Source organism: Amycolatopsis silviterrae, from assembly GCF_042684085.1.
Lineage (GTDB): Bacteria > Actinomycetota > Actinomycetes > Mycobacteriales > Pseudonocardiaceae > Amycolatopsis > Amycolatopsis silviterrae.
On record NZ_JBHUKS010000008.1, the window covers coordinates 51,699 to 75,381 of the forward strand.

The 23,683-nt window shown below is 67.7% G+C and carries 20 protein-coding genes and 1 tRNA gene; 15 read left to right on the plus strand and 6 right to left on the minus strand.

The window, feature by feature from the left end; genetic code table 11:
• Positions 1-162: 162 nt before the first annotated feature.
• The 6 genes from ACFSVL_RS12180 (at position 163) to ACFSVL_RS12205 (ending at position 5,602) form a co-directional block, all read left to right on the plus strand.
• Positions 163-288 carry a hypothetical protein gene (locus tag ACFSVL_RS12180; protein ID WP_378303500.1) on the plus strand — a complete coding sequence of 42 codons (126 nt, stop codon included), beginning with the start codon at positions 163-165 and terminating at the stop codon, positions 286-288.
• 103 nt (positions 289-391) lie between these two features.
• Positions 392-1,033 (plus strand): VanZ family protein, encoded by a 642-nt coding sequence (locus ACFSVL_RS12185; RefSeq protein WP_378303501.1) that lies wholly within the window; start codon positions 392-394, stop codon positions 1,031-1,033.
• Between the two features lie 518 nt (positions 1,034-1,551).
• A complete protein-coding gene (gene mug, locus ACFSVL_RS12190) occupies positions 1,552-2,130 on the plus strand; it encodes a G/U mismatch-specific DNA glycosylase (protein WP_378303503.1) in 579 nt (192 codons plus the stop codon).
• 246 nt (positions 2,131-2,376) lie between these two features.
• Complete coding sequence (locus ACFSVL_RS12195; RefSeq protein ID WP_051172085.1) at positions 2,377-3,165, plus strand: response regulator transcription factor; 789 nt, start codon at positions 2,377-2,379, stop codon at positions 3,163-3,165.
• Between the two features lie 157 nt (positions 3,166-3,322).
• Positions 3,323-5,167 (plus strand): acyl-CoA dehydrogenase, encoded by a 1,845-nt coding sequence (locus tag ACFSVL_RS12200; RefSeq protein WP_378303505.1) that lies wholly within the window; start codon positions 3,323-3,325, stop codon positions 5,165-5,167.
• 159 nt (positions 5,168-5,326) lie between these two features.
• On the plus strand, positions 5,327-5,602 hold the full coding sequence (locus ACFSVL_RS12205) for a GlsB/YeaQ/YmgE family stress response membrane protein (RefSeq protein WP_378303507.1): 276 nt from the start codon (positions 5,327-5,329) through the stop codon (positions 5,600-5,602).
• A gap of 1 nt (position 5,603) precedes the next feature.
• Here the strand turns inward: ACFSVL_RS12205 and ACFSVL_RS12210 are convergent, their stop codons facing one another.
• Positions 5,604-6,134: a GNAT family N-acetyltransferase gene (locus tag ACFSVL_RS12210; RefSeq protein WP_378303509.1), complete on the minus strand. Its 531-nt coding sequence runs from the start codon at positions 6,132-6,134 to the stop codon at positions 5,604-5,606.
• 12 nt (positions 6,135-6,146) lie between these two features.
• Positions 6,147-6,524: a nitroreductase family deazaflavin-dependent oxidoreductase gene (locus ACFSVL_RS12215; protein WP_378303510.1), complete on the minus strand. Its 378-nt coding sequence runs from the start codon at positions 6,522-6,524 to the stop codon at positions 6,147-6,149.
• Between the two features lie 114 nt (positions 6,525-6,638).
• Between ACFSVL_RS12215 and ACFSVL_RS12220 the strand changes: the two genes are divergently transcribed.
• From ACFSVL_RS12220 to ACFSVL_RS12230, 3 genes are all read left to right on the plus strand, one after another.
• Positions 6,639-7,307, plus strand: coding sequence for a hypothetical protein (locus tag ACFSVL_RS12220; RefSeq protein WP_378303512.1), 669 nt, complete (start codon positions 6,639-6,641; stop codon positions 7,305-7,307).
• 2 nt (positions 7,308-7,309) lie between these two features.
• Positions 7,310-7,960 carry a hypothetical protein gene (locus ACFSVL_RS12225; RefSeq protein ID WP_378303514.1) on the plus strand — a complete coding sequence of 217 codons (651 nt, stop codon included), beginning with the start codon at positions 7,310-7,312 and terminating at the stop codon, positions 7,958-7,960.
• A gap of 132 nt (positions 7,961-8,092) precedes the next feature.
• A complete protein-coding gene (locus tag ACFSVL_RS12230) occupies positions 8,093-9,472 on the plus strand; it encodes an amino acid permease (protein WP_378303516.1) in 1,380 nt (459 codons plus the stop codon).
• A gap of 477 nt (positions 9,473-9,949) precedes the next feature.
• Here the strand turns inward: ACFSVL_RS12230 and ACFSVL_RS12235 are convergent.
• Positions 9,950-10,020, minus strand: a tRNA-Gly gene (locus ACFSVL_RS12235).
• A gap of 114 nt (positions 10,021-10,134) precedes the next feature.
• On the opposite strand from ACFSVL_RS12235, the gene ACFSVL_RS12240 reads away from it, so the two are divergent.
• Both ACFSVL_RS12240 and dcd read left to right on the plus strand, forming a co-directional pair.
• Entirely contained in the window at positions 10,135-11,310 is a 1,176-nt protein-coding gene (locus tag ACFSVL_RS12240; RefSeq protein ID WP_378303518.1) for an oxygenase MpaB family protein, read from the plus strand.
• 9 nt (positions 11,311-11,319) lie between these two features.
• A complete protein-coding gene (gene dcd / locus ACFSVL_RS12245) occupies positions 11,320-11,901 on the plus strand; it encodes a dCTP deaminase (protein WP_378303520.1) in 582 nt (193 codons plus the stop codon).
• On the opposite strand, the gene ACFSVL_RS12250 is transcribed toward dcd, so the two are convergent.
• Positions 11,898-13,094 (minus strand): FAD-dependent oxidoreductase, encoded by a 1,197-nt coding sequence (locus ACFSVL_RS12250; protein WP_378303522.1) that lies wholly within the window; start codon positions 13,092-13,094, stop codon positions 11,898-11,900. The genes dcd and ACFSVL_RS12250 overlap by 4 nt on opposite strands.
• Before the next feature lie 71 nt (positions 13,095-13,165).
• Between ACFSVL_RS12250 and ACFSVL_RS12255 the strand changes: the two genes are divergently transcribed.
• From ACFSVL_RS12255 to ACFSVL_RS12270, 4 genes are all read left to right on the plus strand, one after another.
• Complete coding sequence (locus tag ACFSVL_RS12255) at positions 13,166-13,636, plus strand: MarR family winged helix-turn-helix transcriptional regulator (RefSeq protein ID WP_378303524.1); 471 nt, start codon at positions 13,166-13,168, stop codon at positions 13,634-13,636.
• Positions 13,637-13,741: 105 nt separating this feature from the next.
• Positions 13,742-17,698, plus strand: a complete 3,957-nt coding sequence (locus ACFSVL_RS12260) for a DUF7507 domain-containing protein (protein WP_378303526.1) — start codon at positions 13,742-13,744, stop codon at positions 17,696-17,698.
• Between the two features lie 155 nt (positions 17,699-17,853).
• On the plus strand, positions 17,854-20,445 hold the full coding sequence (gene rph / locus ACFSVL_RS12265; protein ID WP_378303528.1) for a rifamycin-inactivating phosphotransferase: 2,592 nt from the start codon (positions 17,854-17,856) through the stop codon (positions 20,443-20,445).
• 103 nt (positions 20,446-20,548) lie between these two features.
• Positions 20,549-21,229, plus strand: a complete 681-nt coding sequence (locus tag ACFSVL_RS12270; RefSeq protein ID WP_378303530.1) for a CAP domain-containing protein — start codon at positions 20,549-20,551, stop codon at positions 21,227-21,229.
• Here ACFSVL_RS12270 and ACFSVL_RS12275 read toward each other — a convergent pair.
• Positions 21,223-22,215 (minus strand): cation diffusion facilitator family transporter, encoded by a 993-nt coding sequence (locus tag ACFSVL_RS12275; RefSeq protein ID WP_378303532.1) that lies wholly within the window; start codon positions 22,213-22,215, stop codon positions 21,223-21,225. The two genes, ACFSVL_RS12270 and ACFSVL_RS12275, sit on opposite strands and share 7 nt — an antisense overlap.
• Positions 22,216-22,225: 10 nt before the next feature.
• Positions 22,226-23,161, minus strand: a complete 936-nt coding sequence (locus tag ACFSVL_RS12280; protein ID WP_378303534.1) for a hypothetical protein — start codon at positions 23,159-23,161, stop codon at positions 22,226-22,228.
• Positions 23,162-23,683 lie beyond the last annotated feature (522 nt).

A 23,683-nucleotide genomic window follows, 5' to 3' on the forward strand; every position in this document is an offset into this window, starting at 1 on the left:
CCGGGGTTCGCGCCCGCTTGACCCCTGATGCGGACGCCCGGCGAAGCAGTCTGCCCAAACTGGACGCCTCTGACCAGGGCAGAACGGCCGGTGCCGGATGAAAGTTTCGGTAACGTTCGGCCGCCCCTTCCCGATCTGAGCGGTGGGTACCGAGGGGGACAAATGGAAACGCAGCTCGTCGTGCTTGCGCTCGGCGTGGTCTTTTTGCTGATCGCCGGCACCGTCTTCGCGGCCTGGCGTTCCGAGCGCGCGGACCGGGACGACGAACCGCCTTCGCACGAGCGCTGACCGATCGGTCAGCACGCACTCGGCCATCTGGCCGACCCGTGGTCCAGACCCTCCGGCTCTTCGACCGAAGTGCCCGCGCGGCAAGATCCATAGCGTTCTCGGTATGACGAACGCACAGGTCACCGCCCTGCAGTACGGGTTCATCGGGTTCCTCGCCATCTGGGCGACGATCCTGGTGCCGCAGTTCGTGCTCCAGGTCGCGCGCCACGGCCGCCCGCGGCTGCGCAGCCTGGTGACCTCGGCGGCGGTCGTGTTCTACGCGTGCATGGCGCTGGCGGTCGTCTTCCTGCCGCTGCCCGGCCCGAACAGCAGGCGGCTGGAGCAGACCGTGCAGCTGGAGCCGTTCCAGTGGATCGCCGACATCCACACCGAGCTGGTGAAGCACGGGCTTTCGGCGGCGGACTGGTTCACCACGCAGACCTTCCAGCAGGCGGCGATGAACGTGCTCCTGTTCGTCCCGCTGGGTTTCTTCGCCAGGACGCTGTGGCGGCGCGGCCTGGTGGGCGCGCTGGCGATCGGTTTCGCGGCCTCACTGGCCATCGAGATCACCCAGCTCACGGCGAACTTCGGAACCGCGCCGTTCGTCTACCGGATTTTCGACGTCGACGACCTCATGACCAACACCTTCGGCGCCGGACTCGGCTGGCTGGCCGGGGCGCTGCTGCTCGCTCTCCGGCCGATCTCTTCAACCCTCCGCGTGGAGCCTGCCCGGAGCGAGCGGATCGACCTCGCCAAGGCGCGCTAACCGGGCTCGCCTCGCGATCGCCGCCTGACGCGCGGCACGGCGGTCTTCCAGGATCACGATCAGGGACGCTATGGCGATGATCAGTGCTACTAGGCCGAGCACTAGCCACAGCTGCATGTGCCCTCCTCGTCGACGCCGTTGTGCGAGAGATCACACAGGCTACCGATCGGGGCGCCGCGTTGGCTACCCCGCGGGCCGAGATCGCGCGGAGAACCAGCGCTCGAACCTCGGCTCGGGTTGGCCGAGGGTGGGTTCGAGGGGAAGTTTTCGCAGGTGAAGTGCTGTTTCCAGGTTCGGTCGCCGAGCGCGTAGCGGACGGTGGCGGAGGGCCGGTCGCTTCGGCCAGCAGCTGCCCGCCAGGAGCCAGCTGCCGCCGCTGGCAGGGCGTGCCGATCCGGCCCGTCAACCAGATGGCTGCTGAGCACGACGACCGGGCACCGCTGCCAGCGGAGGGTAGTTCCAGATAGAGATCGACCGGGCGCCATCAGGCCCCTCAATCTGCCGGGAAACTGAACCCCATGCCCGCCAAACCCACCAAGGCCGAACAAGCCGCCGCACACGGAACCACCATCCCCGACGTCCTCGCCCCCGGCCTGAACGTCCTCTTCTGCGGCATCAACCCCGGCCTCTACTCCGGCGCGCTCGGCCTGCACTTCGCCCGCCCCGGCAACCGCTTCTGGCCCGCCCTGCACGCCAGCGGCTTCACCCCGCGCCAGCTGGACCCGAGCGAACAGGCCAAGCTCCTCGACCTCGGCCTCGGCATCACCAACGTCGTGGCCAGGACCACCGCCCGCGCCGACGAGCTGACCGACGACGAACTCCGCGAAGGCGGCCAGATCCTCACCGCGAAGGTCAAGAAGTACCGCCCACGCTGGCTGGCAGTGGTCGGGATCACCGCCTACCGCGTCGCGTTCGGCGATCGCAAAGCCGCCGTCGGGCCGCAAGAACGGACAATCGGGACAACTCGGGTCTGGCTTCTGCCCAATCCGAGCGGTCTCAACGCCCACTGGACCCCGAAAACCCTCGCCGGGGAGTTCGGCCGCTTGCGCGCACGGGCGGTCACCGGAGATTCACCCGAGCAGTTAAACCCTCAGTAGAGCTAACCCACGTGGGCGGACCCTCGCTGCGCCGTTCACGCGCACTTGGCGACCATTTTTCTACTCAGAGTTTGCTGCGACCAGCCGTTACGGCCATGAGGGGGAAACCGCGTCACAAGCCGCTCTCGGCGGAGTCGAACCAGGGACAAGGTGTCGTTCCCGGCCGGTTCCGGCAGGGGGGACCGGCGGGCACGCCGAGGGGGCGTGCCGGTCACCGGGAGCGACCATTGAGGACGGAGGCCCGAGATGCGTGGCATCGAGCCCCACCGAACGCCCATGTCGGCCGGTCAACCGGCCGGCGGTCGCAGCCTGGGAGTCGCGGTCGTCGACCCCATCCCGATTTTCCGCGAGGGCATCGCGGCGATGGTGCACCGCACGCTGGGCCTGCACTGGTCCGGCCAGGCGGCGAGCCACCACGCGGCGATGCAGTTGTGCGAGCAGGTCCGCCCGGACGTCGTGATCCTCGATTCCGCGCTCGACCCCAACTGCCACCTCGCGAAGCTGCTCAACGCGGGCGACCCGGCCCTGGTGCTGGTCACCCTGGTGCGCGACACGAACCGCACCCAGCAGTACCTCGCGGCCGCCATCGGGGCGGGTGCGCACGCCATCGTTCCGCGCGCGGTCGACTCCCGGCGGCTCGCCGAGGCGGTCCGGCGCGCGCATCACGACCGGCGCTACATCGACCCGGCGCTGTCCGCGCTCACCGCGCGGCCCAAGCGGGAGCCGTCGCCAAGAGCCGCTCCGGCCGATGGGCACCTCGTGCAGCCCAAGGGCGCCATGCCGCTTTCCCGGCGCGAGTACCAGGTTTTGCAGCTGGTCGCCGAGGGGCTGGAGAACTCCGGGATCGCGAAGCTGCTCTTCCTGTCCGTCGAAACCGTGCGGACTCACGTGAAGAGCATTCTGCGGAAGCTTTCCGCCCGCGACCGGACACACGCGGTAACCATCGCGTTCCGCAGCGGCATCCTGGTCCCCCAGCTTGACGACAGTGCCGGTCCCCCGGCCGTGCAGGAGGCCGTGGCGCGCGGCACGCGGTGAGGCGGTCCGCTGGTCGACCCGTTATTCCGAGCGAATTGGCACCCCTGGAAGGGCGGATTCGCTTGCTCTGGTTACTGGTAGGTAATATCCTGATGTTACCGGCGAGTAAGGGAACCAGTGCCCGGCCGGAAAGCCGAACACGACACGGAGTGACGACATGGGCCACTACAAGAGCAACGTCCGAGACCTGGAGTTCAACCTCTTCGAGGTACTCGGCGTGCAGGAACGCCTCGGCAAGGGCGTGCTCGCCGAGTCGGACGAGGAGACCGCTCGCGGCGTGCTGTCGGAGCTGAACAACCTCGCCACCGGCCCGCTCGCCGAGTCCTACGCCGACGCGGACCGCAACCCGCCGGTGTATGACCCCAAGACGTTCAGCGTGACGATCCCCGACTCGTTCAAGAAGAGCTACAAGGCGCTCGTCGACGGCGAATGGTGGCGGCTCGGCCTCACCAACGAACTGGGCGGCTTCGGCCTGCCCCCGACGGTCCAGTGGGCCGCGGCCGAGCTGATCCTCGGCGCGAACGCCCCGCTGTTCATGTACCTGGCCGGTCCGAACTTCGCCATGATCGTGGACAAGAACGGCACCGAAGAGCAGAAGCACTGGGCTCAGCTGATGATCGACCGCGGCTGGGGAGCCACCATGGTGCTCACCGAGCCGGACGCCGGTTCGGACGTCGGAGCCGGCCGCACCAAGGCGATCAAGCAGGAGGACGGCTCCTGGCACATCGACGGCGTGAAGCGGTTCATCACCTCGGCCGAGAACGACATGGTCGAGAACATCATGCACCTGGTGCTGGCCCGTCCCGAGGGTCCCGGCATCGAGACCAAGCCGGGCACCAAGGGCCTCTCGCTGTTCCTGGTCCCGAAGTTCCACTTCGATTCCAAGACCGGTGACCTCGGCGAGCGCAACGGCGCCTTCGTCACCAACATCGAGCACAAGATGGGCATCAAGGTGTCCACCACGTGCGAGCTGACCTTCGGCCAGCACGGCACCCCGGCCAAGGGCTGGCTGCTCGGCGAGGTGCACGACGGCATCGCGCAGATGTTCCAGGTCATCGAGTACGCCCGGATGATGGTCGGCACCAAGGCGATCGCCACGCTGTCCACCGGCTACCTGAACGCGCTGGAGTACGCCAAGGAGCGCGTGCAGGGCGCGGACCTGCCGAACATGCTGAACAAGGCCGCGCCGCGCGTCACGATCACGCACCACCCCGACGTGCGTCGTTCGCTGATGCTGCAGAAGGCCTACGCCGAGGGCCTGCGCGCGATCTACCTGTACACCGCCTCTTTCCAGGACCAGCTGTGGACCGGTGAGGGCGATGAAGCCGCCCTGAAGCTGGCGCACGGCGTCAACGACCTGCTGCTGCCGATCGTCAAGGGCGTCGGCTCCGAGCGGGCCACCGAGCAGCTCGTGCAGTCGCTGCAGACGCTCGGCGGTTCGGGCTTCCTGCAGGACTACCCGATCGAGCAGTACATCCGCGACGCGAAGATCGACTCGCTGTACGAGGGCACCACGGCGATCCAGTCGCTGGACTTCTTCTTCCGCAAGATCGTCCGCGACAAGGGCCAGGCGCTCGCGTTCGTCGCCGGCGAGATCACCAAGTTCATCGAGTCCGAGGCGGGCAACGGCCGGCTCAAGAACGAGCGCGCGCTGCTCAAGCAGGCGCTCGAGGACACCCAGGGCATGCTGGGCTCGCTGATCGGCTACCTGACCTCGTCGCAGGAAGACCCGCAGAACATCAACAAGGTCGGCCAGCACACCGTCCGGCTGCTGATGTCGGTCGGCGACCTGCTGGTCGGCTGGAAGCTGCTGCAGGGTGCCGAGGTCGCGCTGGCGAAGCTCGACGACGGCGCGTCGGCCAAGGACAAGCCGTTCTACGAGGGCAAGCTGGCGGTCGCGTCGTTCTTCGCGAAGAGCGTGCTGCCGGAGCTGACCTCGCGCCGCGCCATCGTGGAGGCCGCGGACAACGCGCTGATGGAGATCGACGAAGCCGCGTTCTGATCGCACTGGCTGGAAAAATGCCCCGTTCCGCACCCGGACCGGGGCATTTTTCGTGCTTCCGGTGGCGGTGACCGCACACGGGCGGTAAGCCGGGTTTGGCGCCCCGGGTTCCGGGTTAAACCGGTCGAGCCCGGTCCTCTCGGCAGAAGGAGTTTCGCCATGGCGGTTTCCGGCATCATCAGCGCGGTCGTGATCGGCCTGATCCTCGGCCTGCTCGGCAAGCTGGTCGCACCTGGCAAACAGTCCATCCCGATCTGGCTCACGCTCCTGGTGGGCATCGTCGCCGCGTTCGTCGGCACCGCGATCGCGCGCGGGATCGGCTACGCGGACACCAAGGGCATCGACTGGCTGGAGATCATCACCCAGGTCGTGCTGGCCGCGATCGGCGTGACGCTCGCCGCCAGCCTGTGGGGCAAGCGGCAGGTCAAGAGCTAGCTCAGTCGTTCAGCTCCGGTTCGAGCAGGCTCATCAGGTACATGTCGTGGTACTGGCCGTCCGGCCCGCGATGACATTCGCGGTGCCTGCCGTCCTCCACGAACCCGACCTTGCGGTAGACGTGCCGCGCGCGCTCGTTCTCGGCGACCACCCAGAGCGCGATCAGGTGCAGCCGCATCACGTTGAATCCGTACCGGCACATGAGTTTCAGCGCCTCAGTGCCGTAGCCGCCGTTCCAGTGATCGGTCTCGCCGATGTAGATGTCCAGCTCGGCGCGGCCGATCTCTGGGGCTGCGTCCCGCAGGTCGACGACGCCGATCAGCTTGCCCGCTTCGAGGGATTCGATGCCGAGCACGACGTTTTCGTACGTGTTCACCGGACGTTCCTCGCCCCGCTTGCGCAGCTGGGCGAGCGAACGCGGGTAATCGCCGGTCATGTACCGGCCGACCTCCGGGTCGTGGATCCACCGGTAGATCGATTCGGCGTCCGACGGTTCGATCGCCCGCAGCCGCACCAGCTTCCCGGTGAGCATCCCGCTCCCCCTTTATTCTCGTTTCAGCACAAGGAAATCCGTGACGCCGACGAGTCCGAGGAACTGCCGCACCCCGGGCGGCATCGGCCGGCGCGACTCATCATGCACGAGTTCCGGATCGCGCACGCGGTATTTACGGCCGCGGGTGATCACCTCCGCGCCGCCCGCGGCGAGGACGTTGCGCACCCAGTCGGCGTCCGGTCCGTAGGTGAGCGCGACGACGAATCCGTCGTCGGTGCGGAAGACGTTCAGCGGGGTGCGGAATTCGCGGCCGGACTTGCGGCCGCGGTGCACGATCACGCCGAATCCAGGCAGTTTGTCGGCGAAAGGCTTCGTGACCCGGTTGGTGACCACGCGGTTGAACCGGGCGAGACGTTCAGGCAGCACCATGCCGTCCAGCCTAATCCAACGCACGTGGAATTTCCTGCCGGAGACGCGCTGTGCACCCGGGCGGGCGGGTCTGGTGGGATGGGCCCGCAGTCGTACGCGAGGTGGGGAGCGGGCATGTCGGAAGACTGGTCGATGGGGCAGGAACCGCACGCCGCGGTGCTTGTCGCGCGGGGCCTGATCGAGCATCCGGAGAAGCTGGATCACGTCCTTCTCGACGACGAGGAGGGCTGGTTCGTCAGCGACGGCACGGAGTTCGGCGACGATCCGGAGCTGGACCAGGACCAGTTCGCGACGATGTGCCTGCACGACGTCGTGGAACTGCTGCCGCAGCTGACGGCGCTGGCGAAACTGCCTGCCGGGATGGGTGCGGATTGGGATGCCGACAGTGCGTCCTGGGTGCTGATTTCGCCGATCGTTCCTAGTGATGACGAGGAAACCCGCGCGTACCGGGACGCTCGCGCCGCCGCTTGGCCGCACGCCGGGTCGCCGGCGGACGAGGCGAACCTCAGCCTCGGGCTGATGGAGATCAGCACCGCGGCGGACGCTCCGGCCCGCCGCGTGCGCTACGCGAGCCGGGACGAGGACGGCACGTGGATGTTCGTCGGCTTCGACGTGCCCGATCCCGACGAGGAGACCGACGTCGAGGTCGACACGCTGGAGCTGGGGCACGTGGCGCAGCTGTATCCGGACGTGGCCGAACTGCTCGACGCGGAGCCGGGCGAGGTGTTCTTCCGCGAGGCGCCGGATGCCGAGTGGTTGCAGATGATCGACGACGGGGAGTGAGCATGTCCGAGGAATGGCCGCTGCGACAGGACCCGGAATCCCCGGTGATCATCGCGCACGAGCTGGTGGAGCACCCGGAGAAGCTGGCGTTCGTCGTCCTCGACGACGACGGTGACTGGTTCATCAGCGACGGTGCCGAGTTCGAAGAGGACATGGAGGTCAACCGCCAGCTGTTCGGCGCGATGGTCCTGCGCGAGGCAGTCGCCCTGCTGCCGCACCTGACCGCGCTGGCCGACGTGCCCGCCGGCATGGCCGCGGACTGGGATCCGGACCGCCTCACCTGGCTGCTCAGCTCGGTGTCGGATTCGGACGACCTCGACGAGGACCTGGCCCACCGCGACGCCCGCATCGCCGCTTGGACGCATCCCGGTTCGCCGCTCGAAGAAGTCCAGCTGAGCACCGGATTGACCGAAATCGGCACGACCGCCGCGGCGCCGGCGCGCGCGGTCCGCCAGGTCGTCCGGGAGCAGGACGGCACCTGGCTGTTCGTCGGCTTCGAGGTCCCGGAGGCGGAGGATTTCGAGGTGGAGGGCCTGGAACTGGAACACGTCGTGCAGCTGTACCCGGACGTCGTGTCGACCTTGCTCGCCGCGCCTGGCCAGGTGTTCGACCGCGCCGAACCCGGTGCGCCGTGGGAACTGGTCGAAGGCTGAGGAGTCCTTTGTAGACCGTCTGAAATCGCAGACGCTTTCGGGTAGCCGTCGGTTGGGCGGCCCGGGCCGGATCAGTTCTACTGTGCCGACCCGCTCGCACCGCGGGCTACCGATTTCGGGAGGCAGGCGTCGATGACGACGAAGTCCGGGGATGGTTTGAGCCGCCGGCTGAACGGCAGGCACATCCGGTTCATCGCCTTGGGTTCGGCGATCGGCACCGGATTGTTCTACGGCTCCTCGGACACGATCGCCAAAGCGGGCCCGTCCGTCCTGCTCGCTTACCTGATCGGCGGCGCGGCGATCTTCTTCGTCCTGCGCGCTTTGGGCGAAATGGCGGTCAATGACCCAGCCCCCGGCTCGTTCGGCGAATACGCGCGGAAGCACCTGGGTCCCTTAGCTGGCTTCCTGACCGGCTGGACCTACGCGTTCGAAATGGTGATCGTCTGCGTCGCCGATGTCACGGCTTTGGCTGTGTACATGGGGTTCTGGTTCCCCGACGTGCCACGCTGGATCTGGGTGGTGCTGACGATCCTGGTCATCGCCGCCGCGAACCTGGTCAGCGTACGGGTTTATGGCGAGCTGGAATTCTGGTTCACGCTGGTGAAGGTAGTCGCGATTGTCGCGATGATCCTTGGCGGAGCGGCAATCCTGATCTTCGGTCTCGGTGCCACGTCCGGCAGCGTCACCAACCTGTGGTCCCACGGCGGCTGGTTCCCCAATGGCATCAGCGGTTTCATCGCGTCGTTCGCCTTGGTGATGTTCGCCTTCGGCGGCACGGAAATCCTGGGACTCACCGCCGCCGAATCCGAAGACCCGCGCACCGCCATGCCGAAAGCAGTCAACACCGTCCCGGTTCGGGTGCTGCTTTTCTACGTGGCGACCCTGGCGATCATCATGATGCTGAACCCGTGGAACACGATCAGCACCTCCGGCAGCCCCTTCGTCCAAATCTTCGCCGGTCTGGGATTGCACTCCGCCGCAACGGTTTTGAACATCGTCGTGGTGACTGCCGCGCTGTCCGCGATCAACAGCGACATCTTCGGCGCCGGACGGATGATCTACGGCCTGGCCAAGCGCGGCCAAGCCCCCGCGATCATGGCCCGGGTGACGCGGAATGGCATCCCGTGGATGACCGTCCTGGTCGTTGCTGCCGCTCTGAGCCTGGCTGTGGTGTTGAACTACCTGTTGCCGGACAGCGCTTTCCTGTTGATCGCGTCGGTGGGCACGTTCGCGACGGTGTGGGTTTGGTTCATGATCCTCCTTACGCACTACCGATCCCGGCGTCAGTCGCCTGCCGAGGACCTGGCGTTCCCGGTGCCGTTCTGGCCGGTGGGGCAGGTTTTGACGATGGCGTTCATGGTGTTCATCTTCGTGGTGATGGCGTTCGCCGAGGACACCCGGCTGGCGTTGGTTGTCGGAGTGGTGTGGCTGGCGGTGCTGTGCGGGTTGTTCTGGTTTCACCGGAGGGCAACTTCGTCGACCGAGGCAGACAAGTCCCACGCTCAGGGCTAGATCCCGACAGTGCGCCGGTGGCCCGTGGTTCGCGTGCGCCAGCGGTATGCACGGTTACGGCCAAGATAGGGAGCATGACGACTAGCGAAAACCCGGACCCGGGCGTTCCTCGGGAAGAGGCCCGTCGCCTCCTTGAGGCCGTTCCCGACGAACGGGTACCCGCTGCGTTGGCGGCCCTTCGGCAACTGGTGGAGGCAGAGCCGCCTCGCCGTCGGTTTCGCACGGTAGGCGTGTTCGACGGCGAGCATGACCTGGGTCGGCGTGCCAAGGAAGTGGCCCGTCGCGAACTTGGCAGCGGATCGAGCAAGCCGGCGTGATTCTGGTTGACACCGGCACCGCCGGAGTGCCCCGGGCGCAGATGGACGACGTTCCGAGTGTCGATACCGGCCAGCCAATGGCGCAACAGGTGAATTGGGTGCACAAAACAAAACCCCAGGTCCACATTAGACATCATGTGACCTGGGGCTTCTCTATGAGAGCGGATGACGGGAATCGAACCCGCGTATTCAGCTTGGGAAGCTGATGTTCTACCATTGAACTACATCCGCAGTGCTCCGCCAGCATACACAACCACGGTGCCCCCATGTCCAGCGGGCCACGCCTTGACGCCCCGCCGGCAAAGTGACAACACTTGTTGTCGACCCACGGTGCGGAGGTGTGCGATGGACGACCCCGGGATGTCTCCCGAGATGTTCCGCCAAGGCGGGTTCCGCCTGGCCGCCCGGACGAGAGGCGCCACCGCCGACGAAGGCCAGCTCAAGCGGCTCCGCACCTTCGCGCAGCAGGAAGACGCCCTGGCCGACGCCGTCGTCGAGTGGCTGCACCGGGAACCGCACAACCAAAGCCGAGTCGACGAGGTACTGGCCGGGAAACCGGGACCTCCGGAGCTGGAAGCTTTCAAAACCCATGTCGAAGCCACCCCGTACTGGGTCGATCACCAGCGGCTCGTCAGCGGTGCGAGGGCGATCACCCGGGCCGGGCTCCTCGGCCTCTTTCCCCTCGGCGACATGTCGCTCATGGGCGGCTATCTCGCCTCCCGGGCAACGAAATCCCTGGTCGGCACCGGCGAGATCGAGTACCGCGCACCGCGCCGGCTGATCGAGACCGCGGTGTGGTGGATTGACGTCACGACTCCGGGCGCGCTCGAAAAGCACGGCACTGGATACCAAGCCGCGCTGCGGATCCGGCTCGTGCACGCGCATGTCCGGCGCGCGATGAACAACCGGCCGGACTGGGATTACGACCGGTGGGATCGGCCGGTCAATCAGGTCCAGACCGCTGGCACCCTCCTCCTCTTCTCCCTCGTCTACGTCTTCGGCACGCAGCTACTCGGCCTCCGCTACACCGCGCGCGAGAAGGCCGACATCCTCCACCTCTGGCGCTACGTCGGCTGGCTGATGGGCGTCGCCGATGAGCTGTTGCCCGCCGATGAGGACGACGCCTGGCGGTTGCTCTGGATGCTGGCGGCCACCGAGTTCATCCCGGACGACGACTCGAAGCGGCTCGCCCGCGCCCTCGTCGACACGCATGCGGCGATCGGCGAGGGGCGCGGGGCCGCCGGGAAGGTGCTCGCGCAGGTGAACGTCGGCGTGCATTCCGCGATCAGCCGGCTCGTGCTCGGGCGGGACAACGCCGACTTCCTCGGGCTGCCGGACAACCCGGTCGCGCAGGCCGCGGTGCTCGCCGCCGCGGGGGTGAACTACGCGGCGGAGACGGTCCGGCAGCTTGTCCCCGGCGCGACCGCGCTGCAGGAAGCGATCGGCGCGTTCGGGCGGCGGCGCTACCTCAAGCGGATGAACGCGGTAGGGGCGCCCCGGCCGCGTCCAGCCGCCCGATAGGCTGCATCCGTGCTGCTCAGTGACCGTGACCTCCGCAAAGAGCTAGACGAAGGCCGTCTCGGCATCGACCCCTTCGACGCTGACATGGTCCAGCCGTCCAGCATCGACGTCCGGCTCGACCGTTACTTCCGGGTCTTCGACAACAGCAAGTACACCCACATCGACCCGCAGCTGCAGCAGGACGAGCTGACCTCGCTGGTCGAAAAGGAGGGCGACGAGCCGTTCGTGCTGCACCCCGGCGAGTTCGTGCTCGGGTCCACGTTCGAACAGGTCCGGCTCGCCGACGACCTCGCCGGACGGCTGGAGGGCAAGTCCTCGCTCGGCCGCCTCGGGCTGCTCACGCACTCCACCGCCGGCTTCATCGACCCGGGCTTCTCCGGGCACATCACGCTTGAGCTGTCGAACGTCGCGAACCTGCCGATCACGCTGTGGCCGGGGATGAAAATCGGCCAGCTGTGCATTTTCCGGCTGTCCAGCTCGGCGGAATTCCCGTACGGCTCCAGCGAGGCGGGCTCCCGCTACCAGGGGCAGCGCGGGCCGACGCCCAGCCGGGCGTACAAGAACTTCCACCGCGTCGACACCTGGCGCTAGGCCGCCTTCACCGGGGCCGTCCAGTCGATCCGGTGCTCCCACATGAACCGGTTCGGGTCGTCGGTCGCCGGTTTGCGCATCGCGCGCGTGATGAAGAAGTCCCGGAGCACCCGGCCGACCGGGCCGGGGGCCTTGGCGTCGCCGTTGCGTTTTCCTTGCGCCACAACGGCTTCCACTCGCTCCCGGCGCAAGGTCTCGAAGGTCGTCAGCGCGGCCGCCGGGTCGGAGACGTCGCGCAGGCACTTCGCGAGCGTCACCGCGTCCTCGATCGCCATCGCCGCGCCCTGGCCGGCCGCGGGTGACGTCGCGTGCGCGGCGTCGCCGATGAGGCCGATCCGGCCGCGGTGCCACACCGGGACCGTCGGGAAGTCGTACGTCGCCCACGGTTCGTAGATGTTTTCGCTGGCCTCGATGATCGCGGTGGCCGGAGTACGGTCGGGGCGAGCCAGGTCGAGCAGCCGCTTCCGCCAGCCGGGGCCGCGCATCGCGGCGAGTTCGGATTCCGTCGGCTCGCTCGCGTGCGGCACGTTCGCGAACCACCAGACCGCACCGTCCGGCGCGAGCACGTGCGCGAAGAACGCCTTGCGGCCGAACACCATGTGCATCACGCCTGGCTCGTCGTCCAGGTCGAGGCCGCGCGCGAAACCGCCGGTGTTGAGCAGCGGTACGTATCGCGGCGACGGCGCGGCAGGATCCAGGATCCCGCGGACTGTCGACCGGAGACCGTCGGCACCGATCAGCAGGTCGCCGTGGGCTTTTGTGCCGTCGGCGAAGGTCGCGGTGACGCCGTCGGCCGTTTGGCTGGCGTCGGTGAGGCGCTTGCCGAACTCGGTCGCCACGCCGCGTCTGACTGCTTCGTCGCGCAGCGCTACGTAGAGGTCGGAGCGCAAAACGGTCTGGCTCACCGTGCCGTCCGGCAGCGCCCCGCCGAGCGGGAACTCGCTGAGCTGACGGCCGTTGCCGAGCCCGAGCGTCATCCGCGGCGTATCGAAACCGAGGTCTTTGACCAGCGGTTTCAGTCCTAGCGGCGTGAGCGCGTCGAGGCCGTTCACGGCGAGTGTCAGGAACGCGCCGACTCCCTCCGCACTGCGGTCGTACGCCTCGTACAGCACCGGTTCGTGGCCCACTTCGTGCAGCGCGATCGCGGTGATCGCCCCCGCGATGCCCCCGCCCGCGATCAAGACTCGTGCCATTGTTCGCCCCTTCGAATATCTTAGAAAGTAATTCGTTCTGTCGAACTAAATAGTCCGCTAGACTCCCGGGCATGTCAAGCGAACGCGAGGATCTGGTCGCTGAGCTGCTGCTTCGCTCCAGGGTGCTGTCGACCGAGACGGTCATGTTCCACACCGCCCTCGCCGAGCGGAACGGGCTCTCGACGGTCGAGAGCAAGGTCACCGACTACCTCGCCCGGCTCGGTCCGCTCACGCCGAAGGTGCTGGCCGAGTACGCCGGGCTCGCGCCCGCGTCCGTCACCGCGCTGGTCGACCGGCTGGAGCGCAAGGGTGTGGTCAACCGGATGCCGCATCCGGAGGACCGGCGGAAAGTGCTCGTCGGCATCGACCCGGCGGGCGTCGAGCGCATCGCGCCGCTGTGGGACCACATCGTCGCGGCGACCAAGGCGGTCGCGGCCGGCTACTCCGACGAGCAACTCCAAACGGTGATCGGTTTCCTCGATCAGGCGGCGGCGATCACCCACGAGTCAACCGTGCGTCTCACCAATCGCACAGCGGAGTGAGGTAATCCCACTGCCGGGTAGGAAATCGCCGCGACGTCACCGGATGGTGGAAAAATCGCGGGCATGGTTTCGGCCGGGAAACGTCTGCTCTTAGTCCTCGGCCTGATGGCCACTCTGCTGACTCCGGCCGCGCCCGTCGCGCATGCCGGGCCGACGCAGAACCTGCAGGTAGCCGCAGTTGCGGAGCCGCATCGGGTGCACGCTGGCGACCAGGTGACGTTCACGGTGCGCGTGACGAACCCTACCGCGGCCGCAGTGTCCGATGTGGACGTTGTGGACGAGCGGAATCCGCAGTGCGGCAAAAAGATCGGTGCCATCGCGCCGGGGGCCACCGCGCGGTACCAATGCACGTTCGCCGCCCCGGAAAAGGGTTTCGTCTCGACGGTCAAGGTGACTGGCGTCGGCGCGGGCGGGGAGCGGCTGTCGGCCTCGGCGGGCAGCCACGTCGATGTCCTCCGCCCGGCGGTGACGTTGAGCCAGCAGGTCGACAAACCGGCTTATCGCGCTGGCGATCAGGCGACCTTCACACTCAAGACCGTGAACACCGGCGATGTCCCGTTGCACGACGTGACCCTCAGCGACCCAGGGGTCCCCTCGTGCGCTCGGCCGATCGGCTCGCTCGCGCCGGGACAGTCGGTGGTCGGCACCTGCACGGCGACGGTTCCGCTGCCGAACGGAGCCCGGGCGACGGTGAAGGGGATCGACCCGCTCGGCAAGGTCGTCAGCGCGGCCGCGGACGTGAAGATCCCGGTCATTACCCCTGCGTTGACCGTGTCGAAGGAGGCTGTTCCGCCCGTGGTGCACGGCGGGGACCAAGTCACCTGGAAGGTCACCGTGCGCAACACCGGCGACAGCCCGCTCAATCCGGTCGACGTCACCGACGACACGAATCCGGCGTGCTCGAGGTCCTTCGGCGTGCTCACCCCCGGTACCCAGCAGACGTACTCGTGCACCGCGAATCCCGGCCAGACCACCACGAACACCGTCACCGCGACGGGTACCGACGGCACCGGTCGACCGGTCACGGCCAAGTCCTCGGCCACTGTCACGGTGATCCATCCGGGGTTGGCGGTCACCACGGCCGCCTCCCCCGCGCAGGTGCGCGAAGGGGACCGCGTCACGTTCACCGTCACCGTGCGCAACTCCGGCGATGTGCCGCTCGACGACGTTGCCGTGGCTGACGACAGCGTGCCCGGGTGCGTCCGCAAGTTCGGCACCCTCGCTCCCGCCGCGGTCGAGACGTACAAGTGCGAACAGTTAGCTCCGGCGGACGACGTGACGAATACCGTTGTCGCGACTGGCAAAGATCAGCTCGGCGCGACACAGCGAGTAACCGCGGATGCCTGGGTCGACGTGGTGCACCCGGCGCTCGCGACCACGGTCGTCGCCGCGCCGGAGCAGGTGCGCGAGGGGGACCGCGTCACGTTCACGGTGACCGTAAGCAACACCGGCGACGCCGAGTTCCGTGATGTCGCGGTGGCTGATGACCGGGTCGCGGAATGCGCGCGGACGCTCGGAACCCTTGCCGTACAAGGCAAGCAGACCTTCACCTGCACCACAGTCGCTGGAGCGCAGGGCTTTACGAACGACGTGACGGTAACCGGCACGGATCCGACCGATCGGCCAGTGACCGCGAAGGCGAGCGCGGCGTTCACCGTGCAGCACCCTGCGGTGAAGCTGACCGCGACTGTCCAAGGTGGACCTTTCCGGGAGAACGACGCTGTTGCGGTGCAAGTGACCGTGGCGAACACCGGCGACGTGCCGCTCACCGGACTGGCCGTCACGTCCATGGCTCGCGCCGAAGGCTGTACGCAGCAACACGATGCGCTCGCCCCCGGCGCCAGCTGGACGTTCGACTGCGCCACGACCGCACCGGGCGCGGACGTGACCGAAGCGCTGCAGGTCAGCGCGAAACCGCCGGTCGGGGCACCGGTGACGGCGGCAACTGAAGCGGCTATCGACGTCATCCATCCGCTCATCACGCTCGCGCAGAGCGTCGCGCCGACCGTCGTGCACCCGGGCGAGCCCGCGACGTTCACGCTCACCGTGACCAACGCCGGCGACGCCGAACTCCACGACACCCAGGTCGCCGACCCAGCTGTCCCGGAGTGCGGAAAGCGGCTGGGAACCCTTGCCCCGCAGGCAAAACAGACCTACACCTGCACGCGACCCGCCGCCGATGACCTCACCAGCGACGCGACAGTGACCGGCACAGATCCGTCCGGCCGTCCAGTCACCGCGAACGCGAGCGCGCACGTCGACGTCATCCACCCCGCCGTCCAGATCGCCCAGACCGTCGTGCCGACACAGGTGCGCGAAGGGGACCAAGTCACCTTCACCGTCACCGTGCGCAACAGCGGAGACGTCCCGCTGACCAAGGCGTCCATTGTGGACGAAAAGACGCCGGACTGTGCCCGTGACTTCGCCACTCTGGCCGCCGGCGAAGAAAAGCGGTACACCTGCACCACCAAGGCCGGACACGACGGCTACTCCAACACCACGAAGGTGACTGCCGCCGACCCGCTTGGCGGTACCGTCACCGCCACCGCGGACGCCGCGTTCACCGTGGTGCACCCGGGATTGGCGTTGACGAAGACCGTCCACGGCGGCCCGTTCCGTGCTGGAGACCCGGTCACCTTCACCCTCACGGTCACCAACACCGGCGACGCTCCGCTGACCGCTGTCAAGGTCGCCGACCAAGGCCCGTGCGCGAAGACCCTCGACACTCTCGCACCGAAGGCGAACAAAACCTACGACTGCACCATCCCCGCCCCAGCCGACGACGCGGTCAGCACCGCGCACGCGACCGGAAACCCGCCGGTCGGCCCGCCGCTCACCGCGTCCGCCGACGCGCACATCGACGTGATCCACCCCACGCTCACCGTCATGACGACCGTGAACCCGGCCGTCGCCCGCGCTGGGGACACCCTCGCCGTGACGGTGTCGGTCACCAACACCGGCGACGTCGCGCTCACCGGCGTGACCAGCAACGATGCCAGCTGCCCGAAGAAGTTCGACCGCCTCGAACCCGGCGCCGCGCAGAGCTACCAGTGCACCGTGAAGGCCAAGCCGGACGACTTCACCGTGCTCGCGACGCTGGCCGGCACCGACCCGACGAACCGCCCGGTCACCGCGTCCGGCTCGGCGAAGATCGACGTGATCCACCCGGAAATCGCGATCATGAAGGACGCCCAGCCGTACGAGGTGCGCCAGGGCGAGAAGGTCACCTTCTCGGTGCTGGTCCGCAACGTCGGCGACGTCCCGCTGACCGCGGTGTCCGTTGTGGACGATCGCACCCCAGCCTGCGCGCACCAGGCCCCGAGCCTGGCCCCGGACGCGCAGATCGAATACCGGTGCACGATCACCGCGGGGCCGGCAGGGTTCACCAACACCGCGAAGGTGACCGGCACGGACCCGACACAGCGCACGGTGAGCAGCTCCGCACAGGCCTCGTTCAAGGTGAAAAAGCCAGCGCTGACCGTCGCCAAGCACGCCACCGACCGTGCGTATCGAGCCGACGATTCGGTGCCGTTCGAGGTCGTGCTCACCAACACCGGCGATCAGCCATTGCACGACGTCCGGGCGGACGAAGCGGCCTGCGGGCACACCTTCGCCGAGCTGCCGGTCGGCGGAACCCAGCGCTACCAGTGCGTGGCTCCCGCCGCGACAGCCGCCACCCCGGCCACCGTGACCGCGGCCGCGCCGTGGGGCCCGCCGGTCACCGCGACCGGCAAGCCGGACTTCGCCGTGCTCCATCCGGCGATGGACCTGCGCCGCGACCACCTGCAACAGCCAATCCGACCGGGCGACCCAGTGACGTACGTGAGCACCCTCCGCAACACTGGCGACGCTCCCCTGCACGACGTGACCGTTCGCGACACAGATCCGGCGTGCTCGTTCACCGTCGCCGAGCTGGCCCCGGGCGAGCAGATCACCCGCGCCTGCACGCTCTCGGCTCGCGCGGACCTGCCCACAACAACCACGACGGCGACCGCGGCCGACCAGACCGGCCGTCCGGTGACGAAGGCGGCGACCACCACGACTGAGGTCGTCCCGCGATAAAAAAAGAGCAAGGAGAGCACTTCTCCCTGCCGTATTTAACTTATAACGCACTGGGGGACTTGCCGCAAGACCCGGGTGGTACCGCAGAATCTCCGGCCGAAGGCTGCCACTCGCAGGCGAAGAAGAGAACGACGACGTACGGGGGAAGCGAACGAATGGGCAGCTACGTGCTCGGTCTCGGGGAGATCGACCAGGCGCAGGTCGCGATCGTCGGGGGCAAGGGCGCGCACCTGGGCGAACTCGCGCGGATCGACGGCGTCCGCGTGCCGCCTGGGTTTTGCGTGACGACGGACGCCTTCGAGCGGATCGTCGGGAACACGCCGGAACTGGCCGGGCCGCTGGAACGGTTGTCGAGCCTCAACCCGGACGATCGGGACGCGATCAGCGAGGGCAGCGCGGAGGTGCGCCAAGTCCTCGAAGCGATCGTCATCCCGGACGATCTGGCGGCGGAGATCACCGGCGCGCTGGCCGAGGGAATCGCCTACGCGGTCCGGTCGAGCGCGACCGCGGAGGACCTGCCGGGGGCCTCCTTCGCTGGTCAGCAGGACACTTATCTGAACGTCATCGGCGCGGAGGCGGTGCTGCGGCACATCAGCCAGTGCTGGGCGTCGCTGTTCACCGAACGCGCGGTGACCTACCGGCTGCGAAACGGCTTTGACCACCGGAAAGTCCACATGGCCGTGGTCGTGCAGCAGATGGTTTTCCCGCAGGCGGCCGGGGTGCTCTTCACCGCGGACCCGGTGACGTCCAACCGGAAGATCGCGACCGTGGAGGCCAGCTTCGGCCTCGGCGAGGCGCTGGTTTCCGGCCTGGTCAACGCCGACAGCTACCAGGTGCGGGACGGCGCGATCATCGACAAAGCGATCGCCGCGAAGCAACGGGCGATCCTGGCCGTGCCGGGCGGCGGCACCCAAGAACAGCTGATCGACGCTGACCAGCAGGAACAGGCCGCGCTGACCGACGAGCAGGTGGTCGGACTGGTGGCACTCGGCCGCACGATCGAAGCGCATTTCGGCCGTCCGCAGGACATCGAATGGTGCCTGGCCGACGGCGAGTTCCAGATCGTCCAGAGCCGCCCGATCACGACGCTGTTCCCGATTCCGGTGGCGACCGACGAGGCAAACCACGTCTACGTCTCCGTCGGGCACCAGCAGATGATGACCGACGCCATGAAGCCGCTGGGCCTGTCGTTCTGGCAGCTGACGACCCCGCGTCCGATGGCCGAGGCAGGCGGACGGCTGTTCGCCGACGCCACTCCGCTGCTGTCGGTGCCCAAGAGCCGCACCAGTTTCCTTGAGATGGCGGGGAAATCCGACCCGTTGATGGGGGACGCGCTGGCGACCGTCCTTTCCCGCGACGGTTTCATCCCGCTGGCCGACGACGACGGACCCGGCGAGCACATTCCCGGTGCCGAACCGGCGACGATCGCGACCGATCCGACCGTCGTCACCGAACTGATCCGGCACAGCGAGGCCTCCATCACCGAGGCACAGCGCGAAATCGCGGCGAAGTCGGGCAGCGAGCTGATCGACTTCGTCTTCGAGGACCTCAAGGAAATGCGCCGGATCCTGTTCGATCCGCGCAGCCACCAGGTGTTCACCGCGGCGATGCAGGCGTCCTGGTGGCTCAACGACCATCTCCAGGAATGGCTCGGCGAGAAGAACGTCGCTGACACGCTCACCCAGTCCGTCCCGCACAACATCACCGCGGAAATGGGCCTGGCGCTCCTCGACGTCGCGGACGTGCTCCGGGGCTACCCCGAGGTCGTCGCGTTCCTGCAGGGAGTCGAGGACAACGGGTTCCTGGACGAGTTGCCCAAGCTTGCCGGCGGGAAGGAGTCGCGCGCGGCCATCCAGGGGTACCTCGACAAGTACGGCATGCGCTGCGTCGGCGAGATCGACATTACCCGGCCGCGGTGGAGTGAACAGCCGGTCGCGCTGGTGCCGATGTTGTTGTCCAACATCAAGAACTTCGAGCCGGGAGCCGGGCAGCGCCGCTTCGACCATGGCCGGCGGGAGGCGATGGACAAGGCACAGGAGGTGCTGGAACGCTTGCGCGCCCTGCCGGACGGCGAGGCGAAGGCCGAGGAAACCCAGCGGATGATCGAGCGCGTCCGGACCTTCACCGGATACCGCGAGTACCCGAAGTACGGCATGATCAGCCGCTACTTCGTGTACAAGCAGGCGCTGCTCGGCGAGGCCGAGCGGCTGGTGCGTGCCGGGGTGCTCGGCGCGGCGGAGGACATCTTTTTCTTGCGGCTGCAGGAATTCCAGGAGGTCGTGCGGACGAACGAGGCCGACGGCGAGCTGATCCAGCAGCGCAAGGAAGCCTTCCGGTCCTACGAATCGCTGACGCCGCCCCGGGTTCTCACCTCCGATGGCGAGGCAGTCTCCGGCAACTACCGGCGCGAAAACCTGCCCGAAGGCGCGCTGGTCGGGCTGCCGGTGTCCGCCGGGACGATCGAGGGGCGCGCCCGCGTCATCCTGGATCTGGCCGACGCCGACCTCGAACCGGGCGACATCCTCGTCACCGCGTACACGGACCCGAGCTGGTCTCCGCTGTTCGTGGCGATCACCGGATTGGTGACCGAGGTCGGCGGCCTGATGACGCACGGCGCGGTGATCGCGCGGGAGTACGGCCTGCCCGCGGTCGTCGGGGTCGAAGGCGCTACCCGGTTGCTCAAGGACGGGCAGCGGATCCGGGTCAACGGGACTGACGGGTACATCGAGGTGCTCGACGCTGAGTAGTGGGTCTTAGGCCGCTGCGCCATTTGGAGGTAACCATCGTAATCAGTTCGTGATAGTTTCCGCGGCTGTGTCCTCCATTAGTGTGCGCGTCCGAGTCGTAAGTGTGACTCTCAGTGTTCTCTTCGGGGGGCTCGGAGCAGCTGGCGGGACGTTCGCGCTGCGCTCCGGGCACCTCGACACACTGAGCGTCGCTGTTCCGGAAACCCGCGACAGCGAGCTGTCGGCGAGTGCGCTGAGACCGTTCGCGGTGTCGCCGGCGTCCTCTACGTCGGCGACACCGACCACCAGCGCGCCCGCGACCACGGCGGCCCCGTCGACCTCGGCGAAGCCCGCGCCCCCGCCGTCCGCCGAAGAGTCCAAAGAGGACACCCCGACGAGCAGCAGCGCGAAGCCGACGCCGAAGCCGCGCAGCTCGCCGACGCTGGTGGGGCAGGTCCTCAGCCTGGTCAACGACGAACGGGACAAAGCGGGCTGCGACCCGGTGGCCGAGGAACCGCATCTCGACAAGGCGGCGCAGGGGCACAGCGACGACATGTCCGAGCGCGACTACTTCTCCCACGACACCCCGGAAGGCGAGAGCTTCGCCGACCGCATCACCGACGCCGGCTACCCCAAACCGGGCGCGGAGAACATCGCGAAGGGCGCGACCAGCGCCGACCAGGTGATGCGGATGTGGATGAACTCCAGCGGGCACCGCAAGAACATCCTCAACTGCTCGCTGAAGAAACTGGGCGTCGGCGTCGCGACCGACGGCTGGTACTGGACCCAGGACTTCGGCTACTGACTCGGCCGCGGCGGAACGCCGTACCGGGCCAGCACCGCCGCCCGCAGCTTCGGATCCGTTCGCGGGACCGGCTCGATGAACACCTCCGCGACGTCCGGGAACCGCTCACTCAGCTCGTCCGCCATCCGCACGCACGCGCGTTCCAGGTCCGCGGCGCCGAGCGCGTCGTCGAAGTCCACCCGGGCGCACACCAGCACGTGGTCGGTGCCCATCAGCATGGTCTGCAGATCCACCAGCGCGTCGATTTCCGGTGCCGCGCCAAGGTGATCGCGGATGCCGCGGACCAGGCGCGGATCCGCCTGCCGACCGACCAGCAGGCCCCGGTTCGTGCTGCCGAGCAGGTACGCGACGCACGCCAGCAGCACGCCGATGAGGCTCGACGCGATCCCGTCCCACACGTCCGAGCCGGTGAGCTGGTGCAGGCCGATCCCGGCGAACGCGAGCAGCAGTCCGACCAGCGCCGCCGAGTCCTCGAAGAGCACCGTTTTCGGGGCCGGGTCGTCAATCATCCGCAGGTAGGCGAAGAACGGCCGTTGCTCGGCCTTCGCGTCGCGCCGGACCTGACGGACGGCTTGCGTCCACGACACCGATTCGAGCACGAAAGCCAGCGCCAGCACGATGTAGCCGACGATCGGTTTCGTCTGCTCGCCGCCTTCGCCGAAAACGGTGGTAAACCCTTCGTACAGCGCGAAAACCGCACCGGAAGCGAAGATGGACACCGCGGCCAGCAGCGACCAGAAGTACCGCTCCTTGCCGTACCCGAACGGGTGGCGGCGATCGGCAGGCCGCTCGGACCGTTTCAACGCGGTGAGCAGCAGGACCTCGGTGATGGTGTCGGCGACCGAATGCGCGGCCTCCGACAGCATCGCGCCCGACCCGGTGATGATGCCCGCGACGAGCTTCAGGATCGCGATGGCCAGGTTGACCCCGCCGGCCAGGACAACGGTGAGGGTGCTTTCGCCGCCGCCCTCGGATTGGTCGCTCACGCGGGAAAGACTAACTGCATTGCGGGGTGCGCCGCCTGCTGCAAGCGGCCACGACGAGCGCGAGTGTGCCCGCGACCAAGACCGACTGTTCGACTGTCGCGGCAAGGCCCGCGTCGAGGGCCGTCAGTAAGCCGACCCATCCGTACGTCACGGCGGCACCCGCGGCGAGCGAAATGGCGGGAGGACGCACGCGGATCGCGTACGCGACCACGGCCACTTCCAGCGCCAGCATGACGACCACATTCGGCCATGGAGGCAGGAGTCCCGCCTTCATGACGATCTGGAACGCAGTGCTCGCGATGAGGCCGACCGCGAAACCGAGCCAACCGTTGCCGCGTACCGGCTTCGGGGTGGCCGTCAGCCGAAGGGCAGTGAACACGAGTCCGACGGCCACGATGAACGCGCCAATCAGCTGTAGCGGTGAGGCGAGGAAGTGCCCCATTCGGTAGGTCACGAAGAACGTTCCCGCGCAGCCGATGACCAATACGCTGCTCCACGCCCATAGACCAGGCCGACGCAACCACGGGGTGCGGCCGAAGAAGGCTTCCGCGATCGCGATGGGCGTCGCGATGCTCCACACCACGTGCAGCGTCAGCACGTACACCGTCCACTGTCCGCCGATGCCTAGCCAGGGAACGTACGCGTACTTAAGCAGGTCGAGACCGAGATAATGCGGGTTGAAGAGGGTCTGGGTCAGCAGTCCTTCTTCAACGACGCCGTACGCGAGCGCTAATGCGAGGATGGTCGGCCAGCCGCGATTCCTCCGCCGCGCGACCTCGCGGATCAACACCGCCCCGGCGCCGTACAGCATCAGGAACATCGCGAACATGCCCAGTTGCCGGCCGACTTCTGGCGGGCCTGCCAGGTATTGGTCGCCGAGCAGGAACTCGGCGAAGAGCGGCGAAAGTGCGGCCAGGGACGCGATCGCGGTCTTCCGGAAGGTCATGCCGCGAAGAGTCGCAGCGCGCCGCTCTCCGCACCCAGGCTGAACATCATGATCCGGCACTGACAAATGTCCCGGGAACGAGAACGGCCCCCGGCGGCGGGGTTCGTGGCAATGCCGGGGACTGACCGTCCATAAAGGACTTCAATGCCGCCGAAATGCCCGATTGGTGCCCATCTGACCGTGCGCGTGACGCACCCAATGTGGCATTGGGTGCGTCGCATGCACCCAATGCCACATTGGGGCGCTGGTCCTCCCTGGCGAGCCGCCGCAGTCCCGCCAGTCCTGCGACCTGGGCAAACGCGTCTCAACTGCGCCCACCGCGCCGCCTTAAGTCCCCGGCATTGGGGGTGTGGTCCGTGAGGGCCACCCTGAGGGAATCAGATTCCCTCAGGGTGCCCCTCACGGACGTGCAGATGCGGTCATGCGGCCATTAATAGGGCATTTCGGTGCGGTTAGTGTCCTTTGTGGACGGATAGGCGGGCCTGGGGAGACGCAGCGGAACGAGAACGGCCCCTGGCATCC